Source organism: Mycobacteroides immunogenum (assembly GCF_001605725.1).
GTDB lineage: Bacteria > Actinomycetota > Actinomycetes > Mycobacteriales > Mycobacteriaceae > Mycobacterium > Mycobacterium immunogenum.
This window is the reverse complement of sequence record NZ_CP011530.1, coordinates 1,967,954-1,984,832: the sequence shown is the minus strand read 5'-3', so window position 1 is coordinate 1,984,832 and position 16,879 is coordinate 1,967,954. Positions and strand designations below refer to the sequence as shown.

The 16,879-nt window shown below is 62.9% G+C and carries 20 protein-coding genes; 1 reads left to right on the top strand and 19 read right to left on the bottom strand.

Annotated elements, in window-relative coordinates:
- Positions 1–517: 517 nt before the first annotated feature.
- The 4 genes from ABG82_RS09885 to ABG82_RS09875 form a co-directional block, all read right to left on the bottom strand.
- Positions 518–1,054, bottom strand: coding sequence for a hypothetical protein (locus ABG82_RS09885; RefSeq protein ID WP_131725103.1), 537 nt, complete (start codon positions 1,052–1,054; stop codon positions 518–520).
- Positions 1,051–1,422 (bottom strand): hypothetical protein, encoded by a 372-nt coding sequence (locus ABG82_RS28785; RefSeq protein ID WP_054430096.1) that lies wholly within the window; start codon positions 1,420–1,422, stop codon positions 1,051–1,053. Before ABG82_RS28785 ends, ABG82_RS09885 begins: the two co-directional genes overlap by 4 nt.
- A 355-nt stretch (positions 1,423–1,777) precedes the next feature.
- Positions 1,778–2,182, bottom strand: a complete 405-nt coding sequence (locus tag ABG82_RS09880) for a hypothetical protein (protein WP_043079543.1) — start codon at positions 2,180–2,182, stop codon at positions 1,778–1,780.
- The gene (locus ABG82_RS09875) at positions 2,172–3,530 is read right to left on the bottom strand and encodes a hypothetical protein (RefSeq protein WP_054417014.1); all 1,359 of its coding nucleotides are present in this window, start codon (positions 3,528–3,530) and stop codon (positions 2,172–2,174) included. Before ABG82_RS09875 ends, ABG82_RS09880 begins: the two co-directional genes overlap by 11 nt.
- 108 nt (positions 3,531–3,638) lie before the next feature.
- Here ABG82_RS09875 and ABG82_RS09870 point away from each other — a divergent pair, with 108 nt between their 5' ends.
- The gene (locus tag ABG82_RS09870) at positions 3,639–3,905 is read left to right on the top strand and encodes a helix-turn-helix domain-containing protein (protein WP_043079544.1); all 267 of its coding nucleotides are present in this window, start codon (positions 3,639–3,641) and stop codon (positions 3,903–3,905) included.
- Between the two features lie 16 nt (positions 3,906–3,921).
- On the opposite strand, the gene ABG82_RS09865 is transcribed toward ABG82_RS09870, so the two are convergent.
- From ABG82_RS09865 to ABG82_RS09800, 15 genes are all read right to left on the bottom strand, one after another.
- Positions 3,922–4,500: a sensor domain-containing protein gene (locus tag ABG82_RS09865; protein ID WP_043079545.1), complete on the bottom strand. Its 579-nt coding sequence runs from the start codon at positions 4,498–4,500 to the stop codon at positions 3,922–3,924.
- Positions 4,501–4,594: 94 nt separating this feature from the next.
- Complete coding sequence (locus ABG82_RS09860) at positions 4,595–4,906, bottom strand: hypothetical protein (protein WP_043079594.1); 312 nt, start codon at positions 4,904–4,906, stop codon at positions 4,595–4,597.
- Between the two features lie 5 nt (positions 4,907–4,911).
- Entirely contained in the window at positions 4,912–5,064 is a 153-nt protein-coding gene (locus ABG82_RS28235; RefSeq protein ID WP_155772769.1) for a hypothetical protein, read from the bottom strand.
- On the bottom strand, positions 5,061–5,273 hold the full coding sequence (locus ABG82_RS09855; RefSeq protein ID WP_043079546.1) for a hypothetical protein: 213 nt from the start codon (positions 5,271–5,273) through the stop codon (positions 5,061–5,063). The genes ABG82_RS28235 and ABG82_RS09855 overlap by 4 nt, the downstream gene beginning before the upstream one ends.
- 10 nt (positions 5,274–5,283) lie before the next feature.
- Positions 5,284–7,263 (bottom strand): hypothetical protein, encoded by a 1,980-nt coding sequence (locus ABG82_RS09850; RefSeq protein ID WP_043079595.1) that lies wholly within the window; start codon positions 7,261–7,263, stop codon positions 5,284–5,286.
- Positions 7,263–7,763: a hypothetical protein gene (locus ABG82_RS28950; protein WP_234708080.1), complete on the bottom strand. Its 501-nt coding sequence runs from the start codon at positions 7,761–7,763 to the stop codon at positions 7,263–7,265. Before ABG82_RS28950 ends, ABG82_RS09850 begins: the two co-directional genes overlap by 1 nt.
- Before the next feature lie 9 nt (positions 7,764–7,772).
- Positions 7,773–8,288, bottom strand: a complete 516-nt coding sequence (locus ABG82_RS09840) for a hypothetical protein (protein ID WP_043079547.1) — start codon at positions 8,286–8,288, stop codon at positions 7,773–7,775.
- Positions 8,289–8,344: 56 nt separating this feature from the next.
- Positions 8,345–8,785: a hypothetical protein gene (locus ABG82_RS09835; RefSeq protein ID WP_043079548.1), complete on the bottom strand. Its 441-nt coding sequence runs from the start codon at positions 8,783–8,785 to the stop codon at positions 8,345–8,347.
- 9 nt (positions 8,786–8,794) lie between these two features.
- Positions 8,795–9,424: a hypothetical protein gene (locus ABG82_RS09830; RefSeq protein WP_043079549.1), complete on the bottom strand. Its 630-nt coding sequence runs from the start codon at positions 9,422–9,424 to the stop codon at positions 8,795–8,797.
- Positions 9,421–11,292, bottom strand: coding sequence for a hypothetical protein (locus ABG82_RS09825; protein WP_131676297.1), 1,872 nt, complete (start codon positions 11,290–11,292; stop codon positions 9,421–9,423). Before ABG82_RS09825 ends, ABG82_RS09830 begins: the two co-directional genes overlap by 4 nt.
- Entirely contained in the window at positions 11,289–11,621 is a 333-nt protein-coding gene (locus tag ABG82_RS09820) for an ATP synthase subunit B family protein (protein ID WP_043079551.1), read from the bottom strand. The genes ABG82_RS09825 and ABG82_RS09820 overlap by 4 nt, the downstream gene beginning before the upstream one ends.
- A gap of 720 nt (positions 11,622–12,341) precedes the next feature.
- On the bottom strand, positions 12,342–13,220 hold the full coding sequence (locus ABG82_RS09815) for a hypothetical protein (protein ID WP_043079552.1): 879 nt from the start codon (positions 13,218–13,220) through the stop codon (positions 12,342–12,344).
- 34 nt (positions 13,221–13,254) lie between these two features.
- The gene (locus tag ABG82_RS09810) at positions 13,255–13,536 is read right to left on the bottom strand and encodes a hypothetical protein (RefSeq protein WP_043079553.1); all 282 of its coding nucleotides are present in this window, start codon (positions 13,534–13,536) and stop codon (positions 13,255–13,257) included.
- Between the two features lie 10 nt (positions 13,537–13,546).
- The gene (locus ABG82_RS09805) at positions 13,547–15,907 is read right to left on the bottom strand and encodes a DNA primase family protein (RefSeq protein WP_052511086.1); all 2,361 of its coding nucleotides are present in this window, start codon (positions 15,905–15,907) and stop codon (positions 13,547–13,549) included.
- A gap of 2 nt (positions 15,908–15,909) precedes the next feature.
- The gene (locus tag ABG82_RS09800; RefSeq protein WP_052511087.1) at positions 15,910–16,623 is read right to left on the bottom strand and encodes a hypothetical protein; all 714 of its coding nucleotides are present in this window, start codon (positions 16,621–16,623) and stop codon (positions 15,910–15,912) included.
- Positions 16,624–16,879: the final 256 nt, after the last annotated feature.

The following is a 16,879-nucleotide window of genomic DNA, read 5'->3' as shown; positions in this document are numbered from 1 at the left end:
CCGCGAGTATGGCCTGAATCATTCGGACGCGGCGAATCCACGTCTCCCGCAACGGTGCCCCCAACCCCCCTGATAACGTCACGAAACTGCCCCTCCCTGAGACCCTGAGACCGGATCGAGCCCGCTCCAATTCGTTCAAGGTTATAGCCGAACGCCGAGGTTGATCGAGGGAGTGTCAACGATCAACCGAAACAGGCGTAAGGCATCAGCCGAAACACTGTCACCCATCAACCGCAGACAAAACGTAAAGCATCACCCGACGTCATACAGCCTCTAAAGTAGGGCGGGCGGGGCTCGAACCCGCGACCAATGGATTATGAGAAAGACCCCCGCTCCAATCCGTGCAGATTCCCTTGAATACACTTTGACCAGGTATTTCTTACTTGTTATCTATCGATAACAGAAGGACCAGGGGTCTTCCAGCTTGTCATAAACCGACCATAAATCGACCATGTTTCTGGGAGGTCAGGTGTCGCGGGACGCTGGCATCCGCGCCGCTATGCGACTGACCGAAAGGTCAGCTATGGCATGGGTTGTCCTGAGGAGGGAACAGCCCATCAACGTCTGCGTCCGGGATGTCCTTGCCCTGCTCCAACTCTACGACAGTGTGGTTCAGGAACCGCTCCCAACTGTCCTTGTCAGCCTGCAACAGGATGTCCATGTTGGCGTCGTTGTCGTGCACGCCCACAACCATTTCGGACCACACGACATTGCGGTAGTAGGCGATCTGATCCACCTGATGGTCGATGAACACGGTGTCTCCGCGCGGAGTGACCTCGGCAAGACGGTCAGCGACGACGGAGAGCTGTGGCAACTGGTTTCCCAGCTTGTCTTCGATGGCCCGTCCGTCGAATCCGATGTGCGGGCCACAGGACTTCACTTGGTTGAGCCGCTCGACGAGCGCCTGGCCGGGGACTGTGTTGTGGGGGATGGCGGTCGCGCCCGTGGCGCGCTGGCCAGACCCATCGGACTGGTTGCACGCGGACACGCCGAACGCGACGCTTGCCGCGCAAGTCGCGGAGACAGCCAACGTAGCGAGAGATTGATACCTCACGGCCTCGACGCCTGTTTGAGTGTGAAGTCCACGGTTGCGGAGATGGGGGTGATTCCATCTGGGCAACCTGGTCCGTACCGAGTTCCTTCGCCTGTTCCTTCGAGGGTGGCAGGACTCCACTGATAGTGAAAGCTGGCGGCGTCGGGGATGACTACGCCGCTGGGGCAGGCGATGTCGATGTGCGAGGCATCCATCTCCCAACGCCTGTTGGTGAGCCTTGCTTGTGCGGTGGTGCATCCTTCATGTTTCTCGTTGTCGCACAGCTCAACTGACCGACAGTCCTGTCCGCACGGGGTGATGAACCAGTGACTCGTGACTGCTCCGCCGCCTTCGCGGTTGGCACTGGTCTCAATGTAGTGCCCGTTCATTCCACCAGGGTCCGCCGCCGCAAGCGGTGCAAGAATGAAGGGTGCGACAGCTAGCATCACGAACACTGTTGCATTCCAACGGTTTTGCATAGTCAGCCCGCTTGCCGTAGCCCATACCAGTACCAGCCGTTACCGCCGTCGAAGCATTCGCTCATCGCCGATGGCCAGGTGTCCTGTCCCTGACCACATACCCACGACGAATGATACGGCCCGAAAAGCGCCCATTCGCGCCCTGGCGGGGCGGGATACGGCGGCGCGGGTTTCGCACTAGCCACAGGAGCCAACCCAAGACTCAAGACCACTGTGAACATCACTAATACTGTGCGGAACAGTTTTTGGTTCATCAAGCTGCCTCTCAATCATTGGTGTAGGGAGGTGAAGGCTCGTCGCCGAGGCTGCTGAGGTAGCCGCGCTTGCGTGGCCCAGTCGCCTGTTCCGTCGAAGGCGGGGCAACCCACTCCTGTGTTGCGGGATACGTGACCGCGCGGGGAGTTTCGTTGTCGTCGTGCTCATCATCGTCGGGATAGTCCTCGATGACCGTCCGGGTCGGGCGTGGGTTCATCTCACGGTTGGCAGCGGCTGCCTGGCCTACGACACTGACAAGGTAGATGGCCAGTCCTGCGAGCGCCAGGCAGAACAGGCCGACCGCGAGCGTCCCACTCTTGACTACCTGGCCTGCCAGGAAAGCCCCCACCAGACCCCCAGCCAGCATGATGCTGCCTGCCCACTGGCCCGCCGAGGTGCCCTGCTTATGACCCATAGTTCTCCTCTACCGCTTCCCGTTTGTCGTTGAACCGCAACTCGATTCCGCCCTCGGGGCCATCGGCCACGCGCAGGTGGACGGCGTTCATGCCTGCCGTCGAGAAGCCTTCTCGCAGGACGGTTAGGCCCCGGACCCATGTGTCGGCTGGATCCCCTACTTGAGAACGGAATCGCAGTACCAAGCCGTTTTCGCGCACCTCCGCGCCGATGAGCACGGGAACCTCGATGGTGACCAATTCTCTTTGGTAGATGTCATATTCGCCTTGGACGGGCTCGGCGCAGGTCTGTCGAGTAGTGATGCCAGCGGATTCCAGTAGTGGGGTCAGCCATGCGTCGTCGCGCACGAGTTCGAGCACCGTGTACCGCCTGCCGATTTCGGTAAATAGCGGAGCAAGGCCAGCCTCCCAGGACACGTACTGGAGGTCATTGAGGAGCTGCGGTTTCTCGGCCCGAACCATCGCGGGGATCAAGTCCTGTTCGGCTACCCCACCTCCCGCGTGCAGTAGCAGCACTGGCCCTGCTTCTGGGACACCAGGAACCCCTAACGTCGCCCGCAACACAGGAGGGAGCCGGGCGCACCAGTGGGTCAGCCACACTGGTGGCTGACCTTGCGAACCTCCCCTGTACTCCACACGCGGTTGGGTGAGTTGATGTTCCTCGGCTACCCGCGCGACCTCATCAACGTCCGCCACGGAGGCGTCGTGACCGATACCCTTCTGCGGCAAAGGTGTTGAACCAGCAGCGGCTTTCTTCTTCTTGCTCTTCTTTTTCTTCGTAGCCTTCTTGGTGGCAGGTCGTGTCGTGGCCTTGCCTCGCGTTGGCCCAGCGGTGCTCCGCGACCTGACTGTGGAACTCCTACGCACGTAGCGGGGTCGGCTTGTTCCCGACAGTGCGAATCCCGACGCCATCGCCACTAGGAAGGCCAGCAGCACGACGATAGCCCCAATCCCCGCAGATGGGGGCGCCCCGTCCAGCCCTCCCTTGGGGACACCAGTGAGCAGCAGATTCTTGTCAACGAGCACCACTGCCGCCCCGACAGCACCCAGAGCACTGGGCAACACCACGGCTTTCAGTGCCACATCAGCATCGAGAATCTCCAGGTGATGCAGCACGGCGGACCCGATGACGACAACACCCAGCACGGCCGCAATCCAACCAATCGGGAACGCATACCAGCTCGCGACTTGCCCAGCAATGAGCGCATAAGGAGAGCTGAACTCCCCCGTCCCCGACAGCGTGAGCACGCCCCAGTCCCCAGACCACTTCACCCACGTCTGGAAGCTGGCAATCGCGACCGCGAGACCCGCACCGCCCGCCAGCAGCGAAGTCGTCTTGTGTCCGCTCATGCTCGCTTCGTCTCGGTCCGTGGTGTTACGGAAACGTATCAACCCATACGTGGATTTGTCTACTTATAAGTCGATGACCTGCGGGTTGCCGACACCAAGGCTGAACGGATGCCGCGCGAAAAGGTGTCCCCACCTCCTGACCTGGACACCATCGACACCAGCGCACTGGCCATCGAGATTCAACGAGTACGTGTCGCAGCGGGACTCACTCTCGACCAGCTCGCCGAACGCACAGGAATCCCGCGCAACACCATCCACCGATACGAGAACCAGAAATTGAATCCGACCGTGAAAGCCCTGCTGCGCTTAGCGATTGGACTAGAGGTCAATATCGGCGACCTCGTGCAACCGCTGAATCACTTACCGCAGAAATAGCGCTCCACACACCGCGTTACCCAAGGGTTCTAATCCGCGCATCCATCGCCAAGGCGACTTTTGTCGCCAGCTCCACATCCCGACCTGTCAGACAGGACTCCCCGGAATAGACCACGTTCGCGTAGATGCGAACGTCATATGCGCAAATACCATCAACCCTGTCCAGCCACCATCGGAGCACAGAACCTGACGACTTCTCGAACTTCACCATCGCGTTGCCAGAGTCTGCTCGACACGTGCCCAGCAGTGCCGAAATTCGTTGCATCGCCTCGAATGCGCCGCCGGCAGAATCCCACAGCACCACAAGCTCTCTTATCTCCTGATAGTCCGGTATCCCCGCTGGCACATCCCTTCGAAAGGTCTTCCACCGAAACCGCTGAAACTCCCGACCGAACGCATCCATATTTCCGAAAAGACCCACCATCGCCGCGCACGGGGAGTGGTCGGTATCGTCATACGCGGGTTCGTCATATCCACCCGTGTACCTCAGTTTGTTTCCCAACATCGTTGATAGTTCAGCACTTTCGACAAACAAGCCGTCGAACGCCGCCGCAGGCACATTTATTTCAAGTGCTTTGACCGCCGTCTCGTCCACGGCTCTTTCGCACCCGACGAGAACCAAAACCAGCGCCAGCCAACACCTCCACACCCACTGAGCCTATCGAGTTACCCCTCACCCCCGTGCGGAGCTAGACAACCCGCACCTCAACGGGCCTGACGCTCGGGGCATATCCCACCCCTTCCGAGAACCGCCGACCCGACTCCTGGTCCTGATCCCCCAGCGCGCCAGCACCCCCAGCACCGATGTCAGCCACCCGAGCCAGCTCTTCCAGCGCCGCCCGAGTCTCCGCCAGCGCCGCTTCCAAGATGGCCGAGTGCCCCACTCTCATCCCCTCCGACTCCACCGAGGGCAAGGAGGACGCTGCCGCCCTCGCCCCCTCCCCGACGCTCTTGTGCATCCGAATCACGGAGTCACCCGATGTTGCGATTGTTCCTGACATCTCACTCACTCCTTGTTCTTCTGGTGGTAGGGGGACACCCAGGAGTTCACCACGTCGGTGTCCCACGGGGATCCCATGCTCTGGTTGTCGGGAGCCGCTGTGCCCGCCGCCGCAGGCGGACGGCGGTCTTCCCCGTGCTCCAGCAGGTCGGGGGTCATTGGTCTTTCCCCAACGCCGCCAGGGCTTCCCGCTGGCACCGAGCCATACTTGCTTCCCGTGCTTCCCCGAGCACATTCAACACATGCAAAAACGCCAACGTGGGTCCAAGTTCGGACTTCCACAGTTCGATTTGCTGTTCGATGTGCGCCGCCCGTGTGGCATGCCGCACGTGCGCATCGAAGAACTCGATTTCCTGTTCAGCGTTCACCGTTCTCTCCTTATGCCGCTTGTGATTTCGCGTCCGTGATGGACAGGTACTTCTCGCTGGCGTACACCGCTTCCGCCCAGTTCCCCAAACCCATGCACTCGGCGGCATCCACGAGGTGGTACCGACTCAACACCTCCCCGTACCCCGCTGGCTGAGTGCCAATCCACCTGGCACCCCGAAGCCGAGAACTCTCGGAGTCGAGTTCTCCGCAGCCCGCCGAGCCAATCGCAGCTCGTGCGAAAACGCTCATCGCTTCATCAGCCGTGACACCCGCACGACCACGAGAAACCTTGCACTCCAACAACTCCCCAGCCTCCACCAACGACTGGTACTGCTCGGGGCTCTGGTGATGCTCGTCGGCGGGCAGGGTGCTCAACAGTCCCTCTACATCCCATCCCCGTGGGAGCAGGGCAGCGAGCTTGTCGGTGACCATGATGCTTCCCGCCATCTCGGAACGGTCTGGGACAGAGGGAATCTCGTCAAGCGGGAGGACTCCGTGGGGCAGGAGGACACCCTGCGGGTGGATAGATAGGGCGTCCGCCGTGACGTACACGCAACGGCTCTCGAAGCCCTTTCGGATGAGCGCCACGGCGAGGGGCTGACCCCAACCTGCCTGCTCGAAAGCCTGGCGCAACGTGGCGAGCACACGATGCAAGTGAGCCTCGGACTCGGGAAGGTCAGCGATGAATAGGGCTGGCGGGGCTAAGGTTTCGGGCTTCTGCGTCTCGATGCCCGGGGCGAGTCCGTACGTCTTCTGAATCCACCCGACATCAGCGGCGGGGCTGCGAGTCGAGGTCTGCTGGGACGCAGCAGGCGGAGCGGCTGGTGTCGCCTGGGGTGCGGGTTGCGTGACAGGAGGTGGAGTGCTGAGTCCCCCTCCTCCGATTGGGCTGAGCCCTCCTGGGGTCACGGGGGTCACGGGCGGGGTGCCCGCCACCCCTGGGGTCGTGCCCGTGCTCGCGGGAACAGTTGGCGTGATCGTGGCGCTCGGAGTCGGTGCCGCCGTGGGGAGCTGGTGTGCCGTGGCTGAGCTGACCGCCGTCGTGATGGTGTCCAGGGGAATGTTCGAGAGGTCTGGCAGCGGGATACTCGGGATGCGCGGTAGTCCAGTGGATTTCGGCTGGTGGTGGTGCTCGGCGGGCTGGTGAGCTTGTGGGCTCTGCGCACTCGGAGAACTCTGCGATGGGGTGCGCGGCGAGGCGGTGCCGCCCGGAGAGCTTGCACTCGGTGAGCCGCTCCCAGAAACGAGGTTTGACAAGGTGGGGTTCACGCTGCGCGGTGTCGCTAGTGTGCTGGGAGTGCTTTCCCTGCTTGCCGATTCGGTGGTCGATGGGCTCGTGGCGCGCGGCATGTCGGGGAGCTGCTGTGGGGTGACCTGGGGCTGGTCTCCGTGGTTGTACGCCGCGACCTGTGCAGTCGGGCTCGGGTGCTCGGCGGTCGGGTTCGTGGGAATGCTCGTGTAGCTCGGGGTGCGGGAAGCACCAGGGGTGCCCGCGAGACTGTGCCCGATGCTGTCGAGGTCATGGCTGAGAGTGGTTGCCACTTGGGCGATGCCCGAGCGGTACCTGTCAGTGAGTTCCACCGACGACGGGGATGTAGGGGTTCCTTGGATTTCGGAATCGAAAGCGGTGCGGATTTCGGATGTTCCCGACCGAACGAGCTGGCGGATATGACGTTTCGCAGCGTCAACTTTTCCAGCCGCATCCGACATCCATCCACTGATAGCTGTGAAATGCTGCCCCTGACTCGACAACTGTGATGCCGCACTTGAATATCCGCCGGAAACGCTGTCGGCAGTTTCACCCTTCTCGTCGTTCATCTTGGAGCCCGCGTCCGTTGCGGATTGAGCTTGGGTCGCTGCGGTGGTCGCGGCGTCGTCTGCCACTGCTTCGGCAGCATGGTACGAACTCTCGGACTCCTGCGGCCAGGAATCCTCGACCAGGAAGTAAGGGTCAGGGGTGGGTTTCTGGAGGTCGGACTGGGGTGCCATCACGCGCATCCTTCTGGGAAGTCACCATCTAGTGCTGAATCTGGAATATCATGCCCTGCTGCAAGTTCCGACTTGATGTGCTGGATGTACTGGCTGAATCCATCTGTCATCGAACTATCGCCCGTAGTGTCGGCGTCGATGATGTCGGCGCGCACCTTCGCAAGCCATTTCGTCACCCAGCCGAGTTTCGCCCGAACCCATGACTCGGTTCCAGCGCTCTTCACACCCCGCAGTTGCACGGCCACGGTCTCGTCACTCGGCAGCTCCAGACCCGCTGGGGCGGGCTGGTTTCCGATGATGACCCGTGGACAATCGGGCATCGGGTGGCTCGCCCACACCTTCTCCACGTCCACCAGTGCCCGAGACGGAGCCGTGGTGCTGATCGTGCTCGACCCCGTGGGGGTGGTGGGATGCGAGCACCCCACCACCGAGAGTCCCACGACCGATGCGATGACCAGAGCCACGAGATTTGTTGTGCCCGGCCGGGATTGAGTAGTCATGTGAACACGCTACTTCTTTGGTGCGATTCCAGGGCTAGCCGAAGGGACATCCCCCTTCACGATGGTCACCTTGAAGCCCTCGGGGGCGCGCCCGCCGAGTGCCTCCCGTGACTCATTCACCTCTTTCGTGACGGAAGCGTGCCGCTGGGCGATAACGCCAGCGAAATCGGTGGTCACGCCGCTCGGGTGATCGAGCTGTTTGTTGGCTTCGATAGTGAGCATGGCGATGTCGCGCTTACCGAACAACATCTTCATCCGAGCGTCGTACACAATCTTTTCGGCTTGGTCGGGGTCAACCCCTGCACCCGCGCGGTTCATGTTGAGGATGCTGCACGAATCGTCCTTGAACCAGTGACTTCCGATGACGTTGTGCGGGTCAGCGGGACGGGAAATGTCCTGGCACTGCGGCTCCCTCGGGAACGGCTGTGGCTCGGGGCTGGCAGTCGGCGTGCTGGTGCTCCCGCACGCCGTGAGACCGACCGTCAGCGCACTCGCGGCTACGGCTGCGAGGATCCTTGAGTTCATTTTTCTCTTCCTTTCTTCATGTGGTCGGTCAGTTGAAATTTGTCTGGGAGACGGGTCTATTGGTTCTGCTGACGGAGAGACGACAGCAGGTTCCCCGCTGCTGGCGGTGCGGGCGTGATCGTGGCCTGGGGCGGCTCGACGGCACGGGGGTACTCGTCTTCCTCGGGAAGCTGGTCGTCCTCCAAGTCTTCATCGTCATCGTCGGCCCAGTCGTCGTAGTCCTGGACATCCCTATCGAAATGGTCCATCACTCTCAGGGTGTCTCGTCGGCTCGCACCGATAGCGAAGACGAACGAGCCGACGCACACCAACCAGCCGACCACGGCAACCACCGCCGCCCAGGCGGGCGCGGGATGGTTCGAGAGCGCCACGCCCGTGCCGATGATGCCCGCCACCAGCCCCACGAAACCGATTGGGCCGTAGCGGTCGGCGTGCTTGTCGTACCTTTTGTCCAGCGCTCGGGCGACCTCGAACGGGACTTCAACTTCTCTTTCCATGGTCTTCTCCTATGCCACTTCAGATTTCACGTGCAGCTTGTTCCACTCGGACGCCCGCGCTGGGAGTTCCCAGCCGCTCGGCAAGCTCATTTCCGACAATGCCGCCAAGCTGGAATTTTCAACACTCTTGCGAGTCGAAATTCCAGCTACCACGGCAGCCGCAGCCGCGACGCCGACTGTCGTCAGGCGGAACCCGTCGTCGGTTTCCCCGGGATTCCACGCACCCCGTACGGCTTGCTCCAGGCCGCTGAAATCACGTGGTGGGTATTTCCGCCCGCTGCCGAGGAGCCAGTCCACGAGCGTCATCGCGGAAACCTCGGCCACGGGAATTCCCGCTTCCACGAGTCGCCGCTGGATTTCACCGACCAGCATCATCCGCCGTGGGGCTGACGTGTCCTTGCGGGCGTCACCCATGCTCGGTTTCATCATGACCACGAGGTCTGGAACTCCTGACCGCAGAACGCTTTCCATCACCATCTCGGCTGTCGTCAACGTGCGGGCGGTCTGGTGCATCACGTCGAAGTTGTCGATTCTCGGTGCCCGCACGAACCGCGTCACGGGGCTCGGAGCGCCCTCGACGAACGCGGCGATGCTGACTCCTGTGACTACGCAATCCAATCCAACGACGAATCTGCTCACAATGAGAACCCTTCCACTCCAGTCATTTTCGGGTGTTCGTCCGCCTCGCGCACAGGGGGCGTGACAGCAGTTCGGGGCTCATCGGCGGGCTCGGGTGCGGTGGGACGTGACACGACTTTTTGGGTCTTGCCGAGGAGCCGAGAAGCCACGGAGAACTGGTCCTCGACGGGCTTGTGCCGTGCCAGCTCACGGTCGAGTTCGGACGGTTCTTTGTAGCCCGCTTGGAACAACACGATGCCGTGTCCTTCAGTTTCCATCACTCCGCGACCCTTTGTGTCCATACGAATTTCGGTCGGGTCTGGCGCGTTCGGCGACTGCCGACCGAGCACCGTGATGGCTTGTTCTGGAGTCGAAACTCGGAAACAAATTTTCAAAGCTGCGTTGTCGCGGATGACAGTCGGAATCGAAGTGGCATCGGGCTTTTGAGTCGTCAAGACAACGATGACTCCAGCACTCCGACCCTTCTGGACGAGCGTCCGAACCAGCTTGATGCACTCGGCGGCGATGGCTTTTTCTTCTTTGTCCATGCCGCTCGTGTCCGTCCACGTCTGTACTTCATCGAGGATGCAGAACACGGGTTTCACCCCGAGTTGGTCGCGCTGGGACTGTGTGAGATTCCAGAAATTGCTGGCGTTCAGCGTCGAGTACATCGCCTCGGCACGGGCAGTCCGCAGAGCATCGAGCTTCCTCAGAGTTTCGAGAGGAGCAGAGATGTCACCAGAACGGTCGTACGTGCTGGAGATATGACGAAGGGGGTGCAAATCGAATCCCGCCTTGCCGTCGAACACGTGAAGTTCGCACTGCCCAGCCATCCCCGCGAGCACGGGAAGGAGGGAGGCGGTCTTGCCCGAACCTGGCACACCGCCGACAACCAGACCGCTGGAGCCGTTCCACGTAATCCAACACTCGTCGCCCGACTCAGTGATGCCCAACAGGCTCCGACCGCGCTCGACATCGAACCGTCCGCTCTCTGGACTCTGGCCGGAAAAAGGGTCAACGTCGTTCATGTGGAGAACGACCGTCCCGCCCGCACCGTCCGAAATCCGCATGTTCGAGGCGTCGAGCCCCGCCGCTTTCAGCCCAGCGCGCAGGGCGTCAATCTTGGAGTTCCAATCTTTCGCCGACCGACCTGGCTGATGGGCGAACGTCAACCGCAACCCTGTCCGAGTCACACGAACGTCCGACAGGCTCGGCACGGTCACGGTCGTGACTTTCCTCTCGACAACCCCGTACTTTCCCGCCACGCTCTCCGTCGTGGTGTTCGTACTCGTGATCCCCGCGCTCTCCAGCACGTGCGCCATCCAGTCGTCGTCGCGCAGTTTCTCCAGAATCGAGTACCGCTGCGCCACCTCGGGGAGCAGAGAAACCGTCTGGTCACTCCACCCGACGAACGCGGGGTCACCCGAGATTTCGGGAAGTTCGGCGGCGATGACGCTGCGAGCCAAGTCGCTCTCAGCAACGCCACCGCCCGCGCGCAGGACGAGGAGTGGGCCACCCTCGGAGCCCGTGATTCCTACCCGCGCGGCAAGTGCGGCAGGCATGGAACTCTTCATATGCCACACCCACAGCGGCGGGCGCAGGTGGCCCGCGCCGCTGTATCTCACCAAGGGCGTGCTCAACACGCGCTTCTCCTCTGACGCAGCCTGGCGCTGAATCTCCGCGACGGCCTTTTCGGCGTCCTGGCGTGCCCGCGACTCGATGGTCGCGACCTTCTCGGACAACTTTTCCCACTCACGCTCTGCGTCGCGCTCATCACGGTCGATGGCGTCGAGGCGCGCATCTTGCTGCTTGATGCCGCGCTGCCACATGAAATCTTCACGTCGTTCTGCGCGCCGATACGCCGCCGCGCGACGTTGCTGACGACTCACGCCGACCACCGCTGCGCCTGCTCGCGCTCGACCCGCGCCACCGCGCCGGACAAGTTCCGCTGCGCCTCACGGCGGGCGCGCTCCACCTGCGTCCGCACAGCGCGGTTCGCGTCCCGCTGCGCCGAGTTCACTTCCTGTTGCACCTCGGCGCGGGCGCTCCGCGCGGCCACTGGGCGGCTCCGCTCGACCCGTGCCGACTGACGACCCTGCAGGCTCATCCACACGATGAGCCCCGCTACCCCAATGAGTCCGACTCCCCACAGGGGGTACTCAGAGAGAATCGACATCCCCGAAAGACCCAGGAGCGCAACAGCAATCCACTTTCCCACTGCGCTCACCTCCTGGTCACTCGGGGCTCTTTGCCCGACCCCTACCCCTTAATTCGGCGGACGGGGTTAGAGGAGTTCCGCCGTTAATAATGATAATCAGCCATCTTTGCCCTGTCAACCTTCAATTTCACGAATCCCGGTGTGTACCAGCGTTTCCCGTTACTCTGGCATTAACACCACCGTTTGCTAGTGGCACATAAACTACCTGTGAACTGGGGTTTCGGGGATACGGAAGACCGAGCGGTGTGCAAGAATAGAGTGTTTCCGCAGGTCAGAAGGTGTAGACGCAACCGAGGGTGGGACTAAAATCCCAGGTCACGGTGCTTCTCGTTGGGTCAGAAGGTTCGCCGCGAGTCGGCGTGCCGAGTCGGAGACTCGGTGCGTCGGGGAGGTTCGGCGGGGACTGGGAGTCGAGTTGGTCTTACGTCTGGGGCGATGGGGTGTCCGAGAGGGCTTATCGCGCTCCAGGATTGGGCGTTCAGGGTGGCTTACGAGGGGCGTTCCGAGATGACTTGGGAGCGAGGGTTCGAGTGGCACTCGGATACGTGGAAAAGGGGTTCTCTAGCAGGGCTAATGGGAGGGTGCCCTCATCGAAAATCAAGGGTGCCGCGAATCTTACGGACGGTCTTACGGCGGGTCTTACGGGTCGTCTTACGGAGGTGCTTACGGTCGGGCTTACGGAATGAGGGGGTGCGGGGGTTCAGCGTGGAGCAAATGGGGTCAGGACGCCAGGGTGAGGGCTGCTCGGCGTTCCAGCTCGGCGGACTCCAGCACCTTGCTCACCGTGGAATGGTGAACACCCACCCTGTCCGCAATGACGGCTTTCCTGCTCTCGGTCTCCGAGAGTTCGAGGATGCGAGCCACCGTGCGAACATCCTGACGGACAGCCCGACTCCCCACGATGTGCTCAGCCAGGCGCACCAGCTCGGGCGCGGGGCTGGGCGCGCCAGCACCGTTCTGTGGCGCGGTGGTCGGCGCGGAACGCGGGGCGGTTGGCGCGTCCGTGGAGACGTTGCGCGGCGCGGGAGGCGCGGCGGTCGGCGCGGCTGAAGGTGCTTGGCGCGGCGCGGGAGTGGGTGTGGAACCTTTGCTGAGCTGTGGTTGCGCGGCGCGGGGTGATGGCGCGCCGACCTTGAGACGGGCCGCGAGCGGGCTGGTGAGAACAAGACCCCTGGTCGCACCGAACACGCTCAAGTCGATGACAGCGGGCGCGACCCAGCTCAACGTGGAGGGCACTCCGAGCGCGGCGGTGAAGTCGTGGATGCCGAACGCGCTCCAGCCGAACGCGCCCATCGTGACTCCCCACACGACGGCGGAAAGGAGTCGGTCAGAGCGCTCGGAGCCGAGCATGCGGCTCAGCGTCGGGAGTCCGTGCACGGCAAGCATGAGCAGGGTGGGCGGGGCGATTGCCCACCCGATTGCGAGGGCTTGGGCGGTTCCGGGTGGAACGGTGAGCCAGGCATGTCCGACGTTTCCGCAAACACTGAGCATGGTGGCGACGGTGAGCCAGCACCACAGGAAGCGCCTGTCTGCGCGGAGGGTCGAGACGGTGGCTTGGGCTTCCGCCTGCTCGGCTTCCCGTTTGGTGACGTAGCTCATGGGGGCAATTGTCGTTGGCGCTGAAGGGCTTTGGCTACTCACTGGGCGTCACGTCCCCGCTGTCGTTCAGCGCTTGTTCGACGACCCGCTGGACAGCGAGTAGGGCTTGATACGTGGTCATGTCCACCGTCTCGGTGCCCCGGTGCGAGATGCAGTGGGAAACAAAGTTGTGGATGGACTGGCTGACCTCAACTACCGCGTGCAGGTCTTCCGTCGGCATAGTCAGGTGCTCGGGCTCGATGGTCTGACAGGCGAGCTGCACGGCGCGCGGGAGGGCGGGAAGCTCGGGATACGGGTCGTGTTCGGCGGCGGTCATGTCACTTCTCCTAGATCCAGTCTGACGTGTACCGCCCGCGCGCGGCGGTGCCGGTGGCTTCCGTGGCGTCCTCGTCGAGCCTTGGTGGCACCGGCATCGCCGCAGAGGTACGGAATCCTCGCCCGAACGGCCGGGTGATCGGGGTGACGTTCTGCACGCCCGCCGACTCGTCGATGTCGTCGATGTCGTCGGCCTCGTCGGGGAACAGGATGCTCGCCAGGTCGGCGTGCTTGGAAGTCGAACCCCAATCATCACGGGATTTGATGACGACGTTGGTTGTTCGCCCGCCGCTGCGCGCCGGGTCGCGGACTTTGTTCCGCACCCCGGGCGCGGTGAGCACGCGCTCCTTGAATGACTCAAAGCTCATGTCGGCTCCGCCCAATGACCAGTCCAGGAACGCGGAGTGGAGCTGAGTGAGAGTGGCGCGCTGCCCGGGGAACCAGACGGCGCGCCCCCGAGGCGTGCTCAACGTGCCGGGCGTCGTGATGGGGTTGTACGGGAACGTGGCTCCACCTACGTCGCAGCAAGTGCTGAGGAACTGCGCCACCCTGTCCACCGCGCCGCTGAAGCGTTCCCAGACGGCGGGGTGCGGAGGTGTCCACTGAGTGCGCTGCATGTGAGCGCGGCGGGCGAGCACCCACTTGACGAGGATTCCCGGCAGCTCTTTCATCATCTCGTCTTCGACGGACGAGTCTTCTCGCCCCGCATATGTTTTCGGGAAAACTACAGGGACGACGCGGTTCAAGTAGGCGCTGATGTCATCGCCGGCGACCGTGGGAATCGCGTTGGCCGACAGCAGGAACAAAGAGTTCGACCGTAAGGTGAACATCGCGCCATACTTGCGGTTCGCCGTGATCGGGTCGTCGCCCGTCACGCGCTTGAACACCGACACATCACTGACATGGTTCCGGGGCAGATCGGGGCAGACGTTGATGGGCTTGCCAAACAGCTCGGCGGCAGCGAAATGGTCGTCCGCGAGTTGTTGGAGGGTGAGCGCTGACACTGACTCCTCGCCGCCCACGAGAGCCTTGGCCAACCGCAGGATGGTGCTCTTGCCCGAGCGCGACGGCCCGAACAGGAACAGCGCCTTGCTCGGCGTGCGCGACGGGTCCAGGAATTGGGAGATGGCCTCGTTCACCACAGGCACCTGGGCCTTGCCCACGCGGTCTTCCAGCCATGCGTCGTACGTGGGGCAGGTCGCGTCGGGATCCCACTCGATGGGGATTTGCCTGCCCGACAGATAGGACGGGTCGTGGGGTTTCAGTTCCAGGGTGCGCAAGTCCAGCATGCCGTTCTTGCAGTTCAACAGCGGCTCGCTGGCGCGGTCGGGCAGCACCCGGTGCTCCTCGAAACACAGGCCCTCCAGCCGACCGACAATGTTGGTGAGATTCCCGGTGTTGTACTGATCCTTGAGCAGTCCACCCACGAGAGCCTTCACTGCCGACGGGTGCCGCGTGTACACGCCGTTGTCGTAGACGGCCAGCTCATGACTCGTCGTCGCGGCCACCGGGAATTCAACCAAGATGTGACGGGCGATGGTGTCGGGACGGAGCTTCCCCGACTCGGTGAACATCCACCCGTCGTCAGCGCCGACCTCACCTTTCTTGCTCTTCTTGCCGGTCGGACGTTTCGGTGCGGGCTTGCCGACAATCGCCTTGCGGCACAGGCGTTCCAGCGCACCCGGACGCTTCCCCGCGTCAAGGACAGTCAGATAGTCGTCGAGGCCGTTTTTTCCTCCGCCTGGGACTTGCGCGAACCTGATGCCTTCAGCAGCACCATCGAGCGCCGAGTGCAGGCGCTCACCCCCCGCGTACACGTCCGGGTTGGTCGCGGCATCCGCATCGAGAAACACGATCACCTCGCGGCCCGCGACGAATCCCGTCAGCGCGGGATCGGGCGACCATTCTCCCGTGCTCCAACTCGTGCATGAGGGCAGCGCGATGACTGCGGTGTCCGTGTCCCCGGCCAGACCCAGCGTCGCTGCGGCGGCAAGAGCCTTCTTGAAGCCCTCGACCAAGTAGATGGTTCCGTCATCGCTGCCCTTGCGGACAACACCGTAGCTCGGTGCGTTGCCAACCTCGAACTGGTATTTGCCGTGCTCGCCGGGGCTGTCAGGACGGTACTGATGTTTCGCCTCGGCATCCTCGTCCAGCGAGTACCAGCAATAGATTTGACCGCGCGCGGGGCAGCTCAGGTGCGACCAAGGGTCGCGCTCCACCCCCAGACGGCGGTCCACAGAGGTCTCGACCGACCGTACCAAATGTGGGTTGGAGTCCAGGAACTCCTGGGTGCAGGCAGCTCCCGAGATCAGGACTTCCCTGTCCCTGTCGTTCAGCGGCTGCGCGGGCAGCTCAATAACCGTCTCGGTCATGGTCAGTCCCGCCCTTCACTGATAGAACTAGCCAACATCAGTCGCACCGGGTCGTCGGTGGCGCGGGGCTGCGGCACCGTGAGGTGCTCGCGGCGGGCGGTCGCTCGCAGCATCGGCAGGTCTCGGGCGCTGAACCCCAGTCCGGCCAGCAGCGCGTCCAGCTCGACGGCGTAGCCGTGCTCGTCGTCACGGCGCAAGGTGAACGCCGAGCTGGCGATGTTGACGATCAAGCCCGCGAGGCCGCGCAGCACCTCGGCAGCGTCGGCGGGACGAGCCGCCGCGACTGCGGTCTCGAAGTCGTCCACGGCTCGTCCCCACGCCAACCACACGCATCCGGGGAGGTCGCCGAACCCGTACCGTGCGGCGACCTCAGGCTCGGCGTGCTCCAGCGCCTCGGCCAGCTCCCCTGCCTGCTCGGACAGCTCCACCACCTCGCGGTTCCAACCACTGGTGTCGGACACGCCCGCATGCGCCCACTCGGTCACCGCCGCCAGGTCGGCGGCGTCAAGTGCGCGGTGCAGCGCGGCGAGCCGGCGGTGCTGAGCGGCCAGGATCTTCCACGCGGGGATCGCCCAGGACGCGCGGGACTCCGGGGCCAGCTCGTGCGGAAGGTGCAGCAGCCGCAGCGCGAAGTCGCGCAGACCGCGCCGTGTCCTGAAGGCTGCGAACGGGTCGGCGGGAACGGTCTTCGGGGAAGCGCTGAAGTTTGCGCCCATGTTATGATTCTCCTGTCTTGTGAGAGAGATTTTCGGACTTCGGTTCGGGCAGCCAGGTGTTAGCAGCACCTGGCTTTCGCTTTTCTACAGAGCCACTTTCAGCAGCTCCTCGATGTCACTAGCATTCAAGGATTCCGGGTGATCCCAGAGCGCATCAGCATCAGTAGGGCGGACGAGATAATAGGCTCGCCTATTTGGTGCTGTCGCGGTGATAGCGGGAAGTCTTCCGTCCGAGATAGCCGCCCGAACAGCACTC